We start from the raw sequence: 13,157 nt of genomic DNA, 5'->3' as shown, positions 1-13,157 counted from the left end.
GGGAGGACAGGGGGTAAAACAGGTGATGCGAAAATAGAACTACTAAGAAGAATAGGCGACAGCCGACGTGCCGGGGCAAAAAATGCGTGCCCGTGGGGAGGTGACCAGTGCAAAGGCCGCGTTGTTATGTAGTAGGCGCTGCGACGAATCAAGGGCTGAAACCATTCAACAAAATTGACGCCGGGTATTATACGTATTTAACCGCAAGAAAGACAACGAATTTGGAGACCGAGCGCGCAATGATGAAAAAAGGGTGCGCAAAGGCCGGTTTCGTTGCGCAACCGCACGCTGTCAAGTGCGTAAGGTTACACTCTGCCGCGATCGGCGCGTCCCAGATGACGGCGCCGCCGCGGGCCGGGGGCATGGAGAGAGCCCCGCTTGGCCTGACTCAGCGCGGCGCTAGCCTGCGCTGAGGCAGGCGCGCAGGGCGGCGATCAGCCGCAGGTTGTCGGGGCGCAGGCGCACGCAAACCCGGTAGTAGCGCGAGTCCAGCCCCGGGTAGTCGGCGCAGCGGCGGATCAGTAGGCCGTGGGGCAGCAGGGCCTGCTGCAGGCAGAGCTGCGGACGATCGCAGCGCAGAAACAGATAGTTGGCGCGGCCGGGCCACACCTGAAGCGACGGCAGCGCCGCCAGCGCCGAGTGCAGAAAAGGGCGCTCCTGCGCCAGCCAGCGGTGGGTGGCCTGCTGATAGACGCGGTCGCGCAGCACGACCTCGCCGGCCAGTGCGGCGAAGGCATTGATGCTCCAGGGCATCTGTCGCGCCCGCAGCCGCGCGGTCAGTGACGCATCGGCGCTCAGCAGGTAGCCCAGGCGCAGTCCGGCGATGGCGTAAAACTTGGTCAGGGAACGCAGTACGCAGAGACAGGGAAAGCGCGCCAGCTGCGGGATCATCCCCGCCTGATCGGCGATAAAGTCCCAGAAGGCCTCATCGACGATCAGACGGATGCCCAGGCGCTGGCAGCGCTCCGCCAGCGCCAGCAGCAGCGCAGGATCGGGGGTGAGGCCGGTCGGGTTATTGGGAGTACAGATGAAGAGGCAGTCCAGATCGGCCGTCAGCGCCGCCAGCAGATCCGCATCCACCTGAAATCCATTCTCGGCCTTGAGCGAGTGGGTCTGAATGGTGCAGCCCACCCGCTGCAGCGCACGACGGTATTCGGCGAAGCCGGGCGTCAGCAGCAGGGCGCGCCGCGGACGCAGGGCATCGGCCAGGGCAAAAATCAGCTCCGTCTCGCCGTTGCCGGCGACGATCCATCCGGCGTCAACGCCGTGATGGGCGGCCAGAGCACGGTGCAGCGCGCGGTATTCAATGTCGGGATAGGGCTGAGCCAACGCTAGGTGGTCACTCAGGGCCTGGCGTAGGCTGTCGGGCATGCCGAGGGGGTTAATGTTGGCGCTAAAGTCGGTGAGACTGAGCGCGCTGACGCCTAGGTGCTCTGCGACGCCGATAACGTCGCCGCCGTGCTGGCTGTGTAACATCGCGGTGCTCCAAAAGGGAGGCCGGCGCCCCGCATCGTCGTCACGGCGGGTGCCGGCGCCCTCGGTTAATGGGACGCCCCTGATCGGATACATTCTGCGCACGGGGCGCCGTTTGTCTGTCCATCAGCTCCTTCAATGAGGGGTAAGGCTACTCTTTTGATGATTTTGCTGTAATTTATGCGCTTCGGGCGCCTTTCTGCAAGCGCGCCGTAGGCGCACGGCGGTTTATCGCTGCGATGCGTTCGGGAAGGCGGCGCGACTTCGCCGAAGGCCACCGATCGCCAGGGGGAAGGCGCGGGCACGCGTGAGTCCAAGCCAGAATACCGGCCGTCATGACATAGCGGCGCAATGCCCTCCGGTGAGAGGCGCAGGGGCGGCCGGCGCCGCAGAGCGCCGTTCGCGCGGCGGAGGGTCAACTCGCTTCGGCGGTTTTTTTATGGGGTAAACGACGATGAGAATGCGACGGTTCGGCGCCAGCGCTAACCCGGCCTTGACCGGCTGGCCGCCGCGCACCCAGGGGGAGGGAGAATGACTCTATCGATCATGATACAGGGCACCGCCTCCGACGCGGGGAAAAGCGTTCTGTGCGCCGGGCTGTGCCGGGTGTTTTCCCAGGATGGCTACCGGGTGGCGCCGTTTAAGTCACAGAATATGGCGCTGAACTCCGGGATCACCGCCGACGGCGGTGAGATGGGGCGGGCGCAGATGATGCAGGCCGAGGCCGCCAACATCGCCCCGGACGTACGGATGAACCCGATCCTGCTTAAGCCCACCAGCGATTGTCATGCCCAGGTAGTGCTGATGGGGCGGGTGCTGCAGGATATGGACGCCGTCCACTATCACCGCTACAAGCCCCGGCTGCTAGAGCAGGTGGCGCAGGTCTACCGCGAGTTGGCCAGCCAAGTCGACATCATGGTGCTGGAGGGGGCGGGCAGTCCGGCGGAGATCAATCTGCGCGATCGCGATATCGTCAATATGGGAATGGCGGAGGCGATCGACGCGCCGGTGCTGCTGGTGGCCGATATCGATCGCGGCGGCGTGTTCGCCGCCATCTATGGCACTCTGGCGCTGTTGACGCCGCAGGAGCGCGCGCGGGTCAAGGGGGTCATCATCAATAAGTTTCGCGGTGACGTTAGCCTGCTGACCCCAGGCCTGCGCCAGATAGAGTCCCTTACCGGCGTGCCGGTGCTGGGGGTCGTGCCGTGGCTGACGCTCGATTTGGACGACGAGGACGGCGTGGCGCTGCAGCGCGGCAAGTACCGTCACGCGGCGGGGCGGGCGCTGGATATCGCGGTGCTGCAGCTCCCCTATATCGCTAACTTTACCGACTTCTCGCCGCTGAATGCCCAGCCGGACGTTGCCCTGCGCTATGTCACTGAGCACGATGAGATTGGTCAGCCGGACCTGCTGATTCTGCCGGGCAGCAAAAGCACGCTGGCCGATCTGCGCTATCTGCGCGACTGCGGCCTAGCCCATCAGATCCTCTGCGCCCGTCAGTCCGGTACGCCGATTCTGGGCATCTGCGGCGGCTACCAGATGCTGGGACGGCGGATCGTTGATGGCGTGGAGTCGGCGCAGGCGGCCATGAGCGGCCTGGGGCTGCTGGACTGCGAAACCTGGTTTGCCCGGGAGAAGACCACCGCACAGGTGCGGGGCGCGGCGCTGGATGGGTTGCCCGGTCCGTGGGCGGGATGCAGTGCGATTTCGCTGGCGGGCTATGAGATCCACATGGGGGTGACCCAGCGTGGCACCGGATGTTCCCCATTCTGTCGCCTGCTGTCGGTCAATGGGACAGCAGACGAACGGGAGGAGGGGGCCATCAGCGCCGATGGTCTGGTGATGGGCACCTATCTGCATGGGCTGTTTGATACCCCGGCGCTAACGCGGACGCTGCTCGACGCGCTGCGCGAGCGTAAGGGGCTGGCGCCGGACGGTGCTCCGACCCTCAACTACCCCGCCTGGCGCGAGCAGCAGTTTGACACGCTGGCGGCGGCGCTACGCGAGCATGTGGACATCGCGCGGATCTATCAGCTGATGCGCGCCCACGCGTGCGGGGCGCCGTCATCATGATGATGCGAACGGTGCGCCCCGCATGACATTAACCTTAAGAGATACGCAACGATGACCCATTATGCACAGGCGTTGGCGGAGATCGTCGCCGCCATTCGTCCGCTGGACGACGCGGCCCAGGCGCAGGCGCGCCGGCGCCAGGACAGTTTACTGAAGCCCCCCGGCAGTCTGGGACGGCTGGAGCAGCTCGCCGTTCAGCTGGCCGGGATCTTTGCGCCGCGGCCGCCGGCCGTGACGAAGAAACAGATCTTCGTTATCGCCGCCGATCACGGCGTATACCGGGAAGGGGTCGCCATTTCGCCGCAGGCGGTGACCGCAATCCAGGCGCAGAATATGGCGCTGGGGATCACCGGCGTGTGTGTGCTGGCGCAGCAGGCCGGCGCCGCCGTTACGCTGGTGGATGCCGGCATTGACGCCGATCCCCTGCCACAGGCGGTCAATATGCGCATGGGGCGGGGCTGTGGCAATATTGCACAGGGTCCGGCGATGACCCGAACGCAGGCCGAAGAGCTGCTGGTGCGCTGTGCCAGGCTGGCGATGGCGCAGGCAAAGGCCGGGGTCGATCTGTTGGGGATAGGCGAGCTGGGCATCGCCAACACTACGCCGGCGGCGGCACTGGTCAGCGTGCTGACCGGCAGCGCGCCGGCGCAGACGGTGGGTCTGGGCGCCAACCTGCCGGCCGATCGCCTGCGCCATAAAGTGGCGGTGGTGGAGCAGGCCATCCGTATCAATGCGCCGGATCCCCAAGACGGCGTGGCGACGCTGGCGGCGCTGGGCGGGTTCGATCTGGTCGGCATGGCCGGCGTGATGATCGGGGCGGCGGCGGCGCGGGTTCCGCTGGTGCTGGATGGCTTTCTTTCCTATGCCGCGGCGTTGGCTGCCTGCCGGATCGCGCCGGGGGTGCACCCCTATCTGATCCCGTCTCACCATTCGGCAGAGAAGGGCGCCGCGCTGGCGCTGGCGGCGCTGGGTCTGACGCCCTATCTGCATATGGAGATGCGCCTGGGGGAGGGCAGCGGCGCGGCGCTGATGATGCCGATCGTGGAGGCGGCCTGCGCCGTCCATCAGCGGATGGGGCTGTTGAGCCAGAGCAATATTGTGCTGCCGTAGCCGTGCGCTAACGGGATATCCGGCGATCGCGGTGCGTAGGTATCGCGATCGCCGCGGTAAACGGCGGGGGGAATTACCGGGGGCGTACTGGCCTTGCCATGAATATGTTGATTGGATCCCATATCGTTATTTATTGAATATGCCATAAATCCACCTCTTCTATTTTTATCGCGCTTGGGTGAAATGTTGCGAAAAGGTTTATTGGATATGCCAATAAATATATTGCGCAGCGCCAGATTATCCCTGGCTTAATTGTGCCGATTAATTGAATTTGCCACTCCAAAACCGTTTTATGTTAGCCGAACTACTCTTTTTTAAGCCCCGCCGCGGGCGTTATCCGAGGACGTATGCCGGCATCTACGGCAGCCCGCCGCGCATGGCGCGCCGTTCAGGGCAGAGACGCGTGAACGATGGAATAAAGAAATGAGACGCTATACTATTAGCGGCGTTTACTGTGTATTATTGCTTTATCTGGTAATGATATTTTTTATTTATCTATTTCTTTGATATATATCGATGCAACATATATTTACATTTATTTATCATGTTGGCTTCAGCACCGGAAAAATAATTTTGTGCGCGCTACTGATTTGCTGATGAGCTCAAATAATAAAGCTATTTTCTCCCTATAATCATTTTGTATAATAAAAAGGAGATTATATGAGCATCAGTCGTCGTTCTTTTCTTAAAGGCATTGGAATAGGCTGTAGTGGATGTGCCCTAAGCAGTTTTCCGCCCGGGGCGCTGGCGTTGAACCGACCCGATGAAATAAAAGGTAAGGCCAGGCTGACGCCCAGCCTATGTGAGATGTGCTCTTTCCGCTGCCCGATCCAGGCGCAGGTGGTGAATAATAAAACGGTTTTTATTCAGGGTAATCCGCAGGCGGCGCACCAGGGCACCCGGATCTGCGCCCGCGGCGGCAGCGGGGTGAGCCTGGTGAACGATCCGCAGCGTATCGTCAAGCCGATGAAGCGCAGCGGCCCGCGCGGCGCCGGGGAGTGGCAGACGATCAGTTGGCAGCAGGCCTACCGTGAGATCGCTGAAAAGATGAATGCCATCAAGGCGCAGCACGGCGCGCAAAGCCTGGCCTTTTCCTCCAAGTCCGGCTCCCTCTCGGGACACCTGTTCCATTTGGCCTCCGCCTATGGCTCACCGAATACCTTCACCCATGCCTCGACCTGTCCGGCGGGTAAGTCGATCGCCGCCAAGGTGATGATGGGCGGCGATCTGGCGATGGACATCGTCAATACCCGCTATATGGTGGCCTTCGGTCATAATCTGTATGAGGGGATCGAGGTCGCCGATACGCATGAAATGATGATGGCGCAGGAGCGGGGCGCCAAGGTGGTCAGCTTCGATCCGCGGCTGTCGGTCTTCTCCAGCAAGGCCGATGAATGGCATGCGATCCGCCCCGGCGGCGACCTGCCGGTGCTGATGGCTATGTGTCACGTGATGATCGCCGAGCGCCTGTACGATGCGGCCTTTGTCGATCGCTATACCCTGGGATTCGATCGGCTAGCGGAGGCGGTCAGTGAGACCACGCCGACGTGGGCGCAGCAGCATTCGGATATCCCGGCGCAGGTCATCGTACGGGTGACCCGTGAGCTGGCTGCCAGTGCGCCCCACGCCATTGTCAATCCGGGCCACCGTGCGACCTATTCGCAAGAAGAGATCGATATGCGGCGAATGATCTTCACCCTGAATGCCCTGCTGGGTAACGTGGAGCGTCAGGGGGGGCTGTATCAGAAGAAGGGGGCCTCCGTCTATAACACGCTGGCCGGCGAGACGGTGGCGCCGACGCTGGCCAAGCCCGGCGTAAAGGGGATGCTATCCATCCAGGCGCCGCGTATTGACGCAACGGCGCCGCAGTTTACCTATATCACCGCCAGCGGCGGCGTGGTGCAAAGCATTATCGATGCCGCGCTGAAGCAGACGCCTTATCCGCTGAAGGGGTGGATTATGTCGCGTCATAATCCGTTTCAGACCGTCACCTGTCGGCCCGACCTGGTCAAAACCGTCGAGAGCCTGGATCTGGTGGTGAGCTGCGATGTGTATCTGAGCGAAAGCGCCGCCTATGCCGACTATCTGCTGCCGGAGTGCACCTATCTGGAGCGCGATGAGGAGGTCAGCGATGTGTCCGGCCTCAACCCGGCCTATGCGCTGCGTCAGCAGGTGGTGGAGACCATCGGCGAAGCGCGGCCCAGCTGGCAGATCTGGAAGGAGCTGGGGGAGGCGCTGGGGCTGGGCCAGTACTACCCCTGGGAGACGATGGCGACGCGTCAGCTGTTTCAGCTGGGTGGCGATCGGGCGCTGTACGGCGCGCTGCGCGAAAAGGGATATCTCAGCTGGGGGGTGCCGCTGCTGCTGCGCGAGCCGGCTTCGGTTGAGCGGTTTGTCGAGCGCTACCCTCAGGCGGCGGCGCAGCGGGATAGCGACGGCACACTGGGCGGGGCCCTGCGCTTTAAGTCGCCCAGCGGACGTATTGAACTCTATTCGGCGGCGCTGGAGGCGCTACTGCCGGGCTATGGCGCCCCGCGCTTTCGCGACCTGCCCCTTAAGCAGCCGGATCAGCTCTATTTCATTCAGGGCAAGGTGGCGGTGCACACCAACGGTGCGACGCAGTATGTGCCGCTGTTGAGCGAGCTGATGTGGGACAACGCGGTGTGGGTGCATCCCCAGACGGCGCAGGCGCGCGGTATCCGCAGCGGCGATACGGTGTGGCTGGAAAACGCGACCGGTCGGGAGAAGGGACGGGCGCTGGTGACGCCGGCGATCCGCCCCGATACCCTGTTTGTCTATATGGGCTTTGGCGCCAAGGCCGGCGCCCGTACGGAGGCCACCCGCCACGGGATCCACTGCGGCAATCTGCTGCCCCATGAAACCAGCCCGGTGTCTGGCACCGTGGTACACACCGCCGGGGTTACCCTGAGCCGCGCCTGAAGGAGCCGTCGATGAATCAGAACAACAACCACTACGTCATGCTGCATGACGAGAAACGCTGCATTGGCTGCCAGGCCTGTACCGTCGCCTGCCGGGTGCTGAACGATGTGCCTGTGGCGTACAGTCGGCTGCAGGTGCAGATCCATCTGCCGGAGCAGGAGATGGAGGGGCGCTTTCGCTTTGTCCGAGTCTCGTGCCAGCACTGCGCCGATGCGCCCTGCGTCAGCGTGTGTCCGACCGGTGCCTCTTTCCGGGATGATAACGGGATCGTGCAGGTCGATAAGTCCCGCTGCATCGGCTGTGACTACTGCGTCGCCGCCTGTCCTTTCCACGTGCGCTATCTGGATCCGCGCAGCGGCGTCGCGGATAAGTGCAACTTCTGCAGCGACAGCCGCCTGTCGGAGGGGCTGGCGCCCGCCTGTGTCTCGGTCTGTCCGACCGATGCGCTGCACTTCGGTCGCCTTGAGTCGGCGGAGGTGCAGAGCTGGATCGGCCAGGAGGAGGTCTATCGCCAGCGGGATGCGCGCAGCGGAGAGGTTAGCCTGTATCGTCGTAAAGAGATCCACCGGGAGGAGCAAGCATGAACAGCATTTGGGGTGCGGAGTTACACTATACGCCGGACTACTGGCCACAGTGGCTGGTGCTGGCGGCGGCGCTGGTCGCCGCGCTGCTGGCCGGGCTGGCGCTGCACGGGGCGCTGCGCTGCGCCCTGGCGCCGAAGCATGCCCCGGGGATACCAACGAGGCTGTATCTCTACTCGGCGGTGGTGCGCAGCTGGCACTGGAGCAACGCGCTGCTGTTTGTTCTGCTGCTGCTGAGCGGGCTGTGTGGCCACTTTTCGCTGGGGCCGGTGGCGCAGTGGGTCGCCCTGCATACGCTGTGCGGCTATGTGCTGATCGTCGCCTGGGTCGGCTTTGTGCTGATCAACCTGCTGAGCGGCAACGGACGCCATTATCGCGTCCGCTGGCGGGGGCTGATCTCGCGCTGCCTGAGCCAGGCGCGCTTCTATCTGTTCGGCATCATGAAGGGGGAGGCGCACCCCTTTATCGCGGATGCCCGGGGCAAGTTTAACCCGCTGCAGCAGCTGGCCTATCTGGCCATCATGTATGCGCTGGTGCCGCTGTTGATGGTCAGCGGTCTGCTGTGTCTCTATCCGCAGTTTAGCGCCGGACAGGCGCCGCTGATGCTGACGCTGCACATGCTGCTGGCGGTGGTCGCGCTGATGTTCCTGTGCGCGCATATCTATCTGTGTACGCTGGGGGATACGCCGGGGCAGATCTTCCGTAGCATGCTGGATGGCTACCATCGCCACCGCGAGCACGATGGCGCGCCGGACGCGCGTCCGTAGCGCGATAGGGGGAGCGGGTAAGACAGCGGGGGCGAATGCCCCCGCTGTGCTATCACCGCGGCGGCGTTGCCTCAGCCGCACTGCACCTTGATAGCCAGGCCGCCGCGAGAGGTTTCCCGGTACTTGGCGTTGATGTCTTTGCCGGTCTCGTACATGGTCTCAATCACCTTGTCCAGGGAGACGCGCGGCGCGGAGGTGCGCTGCAGCGCCATTCGGGCCGCGTTGATCGCTTTCACCGAGGCGATGGCGTTGCGTTCGATGCACGGCACCTGTACCTGACCGGCGACCGGATCGCAGGTCAGCCCCAGGTTGTGCTCCATGCCGATCTCCGCGGCGATGCACACCTGCACCGGGCTGCCGCCCAGCAGCTCAGCCAGCCCGGCGGCGGCCATGGAGCAGGCGACGCCCACCTCGCCCTGACAGCCGACCTCAGCGCCGGAGATCGAGGCGTTCATCTTATACAGGGCGCCGATAGCGCCGCTGGCCAAGAAGTAGCGTACGAAGACGTCTGGGGTCACGGGCTCGATAAAGTGGTCGTAGTAGGCCAGCACGGCCGGTACGATGCCGCAGGCACCGTTGGTCGGCGCGGTGACGACGCGTCCGCCGGCGGCGTTTTCTTCATTGACCGCCAGGGCAAACATGTTGACCCAGTCGATCACATTCATCGGATCGCGTGAGTATTTGTCGCTGGTGACCAGCATCCGGCGCAGCGCGGCGGCGCGGCGCGGCACCCGCAGCGGCCCCGGCAGTATACCTTCGGTGTTCAGTCCGCGCTCGATGCAGGCCTGCATCGTGTCCCAGATGGCGGTGAAGTAGGCGTAAATCTCCTCTTTGCCGTGCAGCGCCAGCTCATTTTTCATTACCAGCCCGCTGATGGAGAGCCCGGTATCTTCACAATAGTCCAGCAGCGCCTGCGCGGAGTGGAACGGGTAGGGGACCGTGACGCCGTCGCTGTTTTCCTGGCCGAAGTGCTCCTCATCAACGATAAAGCCGCCGCCGATGGAGTAATAGGTTTTGCTGTACAGCGGTGCGTCACCGGCGCCGTAGGCGCGGATGGTCATGCCGTTTTCATGCAGCGGCAGGTTATCGCTGCGGAAGACCATTCCGCCGTCGCGGGGGAAGATGACCGGGTGGCCTTCGCGGCCCAGGGGCAGGCGTTCGCTGCTCTCCACGCTGCGGATAAACGCGGGGATGGCGTCGATGTCGACGCTGTCCGGCAGGTTTCCCGCCAGCCCCATAATGATGGCGATATCGGTGTGATGGCCTTTGCCGGTCAGTGAGAGCGAGCCGTAAACGTCAACGGCAACGCGCGTGACCGACGGCAACAGACCCTGCGCCGCCAAATCATCGACAAACTGTTTCCCGGCTTTCATCGGGCCGACCGTATGGGAGCTGGAGGGGCCAATGCCGATCTTGAACATGTCGAAAATGCTAATCACGCTAAAGCTCCTTAAAGAGGCTATGTCTTGTGCTGCTGGTGTAAAGTCGTCGACCGGCGCAATCGCGGGTCACGTGTCACCCAGGGGCGCCGTCGCGGCGGCGGCGGGTGGAGTTGTTATCGCCGATTCGCATTAAATAATTTAATGCTGCGCAGGCCCCTTTAATGGGGCGCCAACAATAACCGAACTGCGGCATCGGCGCACGCGCAATTGTGCCACTGGCGTGCTCTCCCGCGCGGGAACGCGGCGATCGGCGGTACGGCAAGCTGCGCAAAATAACCATGGGAATATGCTGCCAACTTCCACTTTTCTATCATATGACCCTGTGAAGAGTGAAAATCAAGACATATTCACATTGTTGCTCCGCTTAGGGCCGGCGACGGTCCGTTTTTGTCGGGTAGCTAGCAAAAACGCGCGCCGCGGCGGTGCGCTGCTCGGATAAACTGAGGTAGGGAGCGGGTGCCGATTCAGGGGGCGCGGGTCTGCAGGGCCAGGCGGCGGATCATCGCCGCCGTCAGTCCCCAGATCAGAAATTCCCGGTAGCGGGACAGATAAAGACGGTGCGCCGCGCCGGCGCGGGTCACATCCAGCGGGTGATAGCGGCCCGGCTCCAGCGCTTGCGCCAGGGGCAGCTCAAAGATCTGCGCGACCTCGTCGCGGTTGGGGCACAGGCGCAGCGGCGTAGCAAGGATGGCGACCACCGGCGTGACGCAGAAGCCGCTGCTGCTGTCCTGCGGCGGCAGATGGCCGAGGATCCTGACCCCGGCGGGATCCAGTCCGATCTCCTCCTGCGCTTCGCGTAGGGCGGTGGCATACAGAGAGCTGTCCTGCCTATCGCGCGCACCGCCGGGAAAGGCGACCTGACCGGGATGCTTACGCATGTCGGCCGCGCGTCGGGTCAGCAGCAGGGTCGGCTGTGGGCGGTTGACGATGGGGATCAGCACCGCCGCCTGGCGCGCGTGGTGCGTCGGGCGCTCCGGCAGCGGGCTATTCAGTTGAAAATGGGTCACAAAGCGGGCCAACGCCGGGCTTAGTCGCATCGCGCAGGCGCTCCGTCCGCCAGCAGCGGCAGGATCCGGCTGACCTTGTCCAGCGTCTCCTGGTACTCGGCCTCAGCCTCGCTGTCGGCGACGATGCCGCCGCCCGCCCAGCAGTGCAGGCGTCCATGCTCCGCCAACAGGGTACGGATCGTGATGCTAGTATCCATATTGCCGCAGGCGCTGATATAGCCAACGGAACCGCAGTAGAGGTTACGCCGCTGCGGCTCCAGCGCATCGATGATCTCCATGGCGCGGATCTTGGGGGCGCCGGTAATCGAGCCGCCCGGAAAGCAGGCGCGCAGCAGATCGCAGGCGTCCAGCCCCCCGGCCAGACGGGCGCGGACGGTGCTGACCAGATGGTGAACGGCGGGGAAGGTTTCCACCGCGAACAGTTCGGGCACGCTGACGCTGCCCGGCGCGGCGATCCGGCCAACGTCGTTACGCATCAGATCGACAATCATCAGGTTTTCCGCGCGATCTTTGGCCGAGGCGGCCAGGCGCAGACGCTGCTGGGCATCGTCATGGGGCGCCGGACACCGGGGCAGGGTGCCTTTGATCGGGCGGGTTACGATATCGCCCTGGGTGAGCTGCAGGAAACGCTCCGGCGAGACGCTGAGCACGGCGCTGTGCGGCAGGCGCAGGAAGGCGGAAAACGGCGCCCGGTTGGCCTGGGTCAGTCGCAGGAAGGCCTGCCATTCATCGCCGCGGTAGTCGGCGCTGAAGCGCTGGGTCAGATTGATTTGGTAGCAGTCGCCGGCCTGTAAGTGGGCCTGTATCCGCTGGAAGGCTTGGCGGTACGCGTGTCGGCTCAGGTTTGCCTGCCACGCAGACGTCAGGCTGAAGGGGGCGGCGGGGGCAGGCGTCTGCGCCAGCAGCCAGGCCAGCCGCGCCCCGGCGTCCCGCCAGCTGAGCAGCGTCACCCGGCGCCGCTGATGATCGACGATCAGCGCCCAGTCGTAGATCCCCTGCGCCATGTCCGGGGTCTGCAGATCGGCGCAGGCTAGGCTGGGCAGGCGTTCGAAGCGTCGCCCGAGATCGTAGCCCCACAGCCCGAGCGCCCCCCCGCAAAACGGCAGATCCGGCTGCGGCGGGCAGCGGGGAAGATAGCGCGCTATCGCCGCGCGCAGCAGGGTCAGCGGATCGCCATCGTCGTTACGGCAGGCGCCCTCCCGCGAGGCGATCTGTGTCCGTCCGCCGCGGGTCTGCAGTGTGGCGCAGGGGTCGGCCACGACAATATCATAGCGGTTGTGGGCGTGGTCGGCGGCGGCGGAGCTGAGCAGCATGGCCCAGGGATGGTGCGCCAGCGGGGCAAAGTAGCGCAGCGCCGCATCGGGCTGGTAGGGAAGATCACGCTGTGTCAGTTCGGGGATAGCGGTCATGGCGGCGCGGGTGTCTCATCGGTCTGTATATGATTTAGGTCAATTATCTACGGATGGCGCCTGCGCGGCAATCACCACGGCGCTGTTCCGTCCGCTGGCTTGGCTATATACTGCAGCGGAAATAACCGAGAGGAGACGTTGTATGGTTGGCGGTATGCCGGCATTAACCCATGAACAGCAGCAGGCGGCGGCGGAGCGCATCCAGACGCTGATGACGCAGGGGATGAGCAGCGGAGAGGCGATTGCCCAGGTCGCCGCAGAGATCCGCGCCAGCCACCGCGGTGAGCAGATCCGCGTGGCGTTTGACGAGACGGACGACGACGAGGCGTCGCAGTAGGGCGGGGCGCCAGCGGCA

10 protein-coding genes are annotated in these 13,157 nt (G+C 63.9%); 6 read left to right on the top strand and 4 right to left on the bottom strand.

Annotation, left to right across the window (positions count from 1 at the left end):
- Positions 1 to 399 precede the first annotated feature (399 nt).
- Positions 400 to 1,476, bottom strand: coding sequence for a threonine-phosphate decarboxylase CobD (cobD, locus tag ETEE_RS17510; RefSeq protein ID WP_034163457.1), 1,077 nt, complete (start codon positions 1,474 to 1,476; stop codon positions 400 to 402).
- A 528-nt stretch (positions 1,477 to 2,004) separates the two neighbouring features.
- On the opposite strand from cobD, the gene ETEE_RS17505 reads away from it, so the two are divergent.
- The 5 genes from ETEE_RS17505 (at position 2,005) to phsC (ending at position 8,944) form a co-directional block, all read left to right on the top strand.
- A complete protein-coding gene (locus tag ETEE_RS17505; RefSeq protein ID WP_034163339.1) occupies positions 2,005 to 3,546 on the top strand; it encodes a cobyric acid synthase in 1,542 nt (513 codons plus the stop codon).
- Between the two features lie 51 nt (positions 3,547 to 3,597).
- Positions 3,598 to 4,656: a nicotinate-nucleotide--dimethylbenzimidazole phosphoribosyltransferase gene (cobT, locus tag ETEE_RS17500; RefSeq protein WP_034163340.1), complete on the top strand. Its 1,059-nt coding sequence runs from the start codon at positions 3,598 to 3,600 to the stop codon at positions 4,654 to 4,656.
- Positions 4,657 to 5,316: 660 nt separating this feature from the next.
- Complete coding sequence (phsA, locus tag ETEE_RS17495) at positions 5,317 to 7,596, top strand: thiosulfate reductase PhsA (RefSeq protein ID WP_034163341.1); 2,280 nt, start codon at positions 5,317 to 5,319, stop codon at positions 7,594 to 7,596.
- An 11-nt stretch (positions 7,597 to 7,607) separates the two neighbouring features.
- Entirely contained in the window at positions 7,608 to 8,180 is a 573-nt protein-coding gene (locus ETEE_RS17490) for a 4Fe-4S dicluster domain-containing protein (RefSeq protein ID WP_034163342.1), read from the top strand.
- Positions 8,177 to 8,944 carry a thiosulfate reductase cytochrome B subunit gene (phsC, locus tag ETEE_RS17485; RefSeq protein WP_034163343.1) on the top strand — a complete coding sequence of 256 codons (768 nt, stop codon included), beginning with the start codon at positions 8,177 to 8,179 and terminating at the stop codon, positions 8,942 to 8,944. Before ETEE_RS17490 ends, phsC begins: the two co-directional genes overlap by 4 nt.
- A 71-nt stretch (positions 8,945 to 9,015) precedes the next feature.
- Here phsC and ETEE_RS17480 read toward each other — a convergent pair whose 3' ends face one another.
- The 3 genes from ETEE_RS17480 to pabB all read right to left on the bottom strand — a co-directional run bounded on the left by ETEE_RS17480 (position 9,016) and on the right by pabB (position 12,802).
- A complete protein-coding gene (locus tag ETEE_RS17480) occupies positions 9,016 to 10,383 on the bottom strand; it encodes an L-serine ammonia-lyase (RefSeq protein WP_034163344.1) in 1,368 nt (455 codons plus the stop codon).
- Positions 10,384 to 10,850: 467 nt separating this feature from the next.
- Complete coding sequence (locus tag ETEE_RS17475; protein WP_034163345.1) at positions 10,851 to 11,423, bottom strand: CoA pyrophosphatase; 573 nt, start codon at positions 11,421 to 11,423, stop codon at positions 10,851 to 10,853.
- Complete coding sequence (gene pabB / locus ETEE_RS17470) at positions 11,414 to 12,802, bottom strand: aminodeoxychorismate synthase component 1 (protein WP_034163346.1); 1,389 nt, start codon at positions 12,800 to 12,802, stop codon at positions 11,414 to 11,416. Before pabB ends, ETEE_RS17475 begins: the two co-directional genes overlap by 10 nt.
- 142 nt (positions 12,803 to 12,944) lie before the next feature.
- Here pabB and ETEE_RS17465 point away from each other — a divergent pair, with 142 nt between their 5' ends.
- Positions 12,945 to 13,139: a YoaH family protein gene (locus ETEE_RS17465; protein ID WP_012848677.1), complete on the top strand. Its 195-nt coding sequence runs from the start codon at positions 12,945 to 12,947 to the stop codon at positions 13,137 to 13,139.
- Positions 13,140 to 13,157 lie beyond the last annotated feature (18 nt).

The organism is Edwardsiella anguillarum ET080813, from assembly GCF_000264765.2.
GTDB classification, from domain to species: domain Bacteria; phylum Pseudomonadota; class Gammaproteobacteria; order Enterobacterales; family Enterobacteriaceae; genus Edwardsiella; species Edwardsiella anguillarum.
Note: the sequence above shows the minus strand (reverse complement) of the source record. Positions and strands in the feature narration are given on the sequence as shown.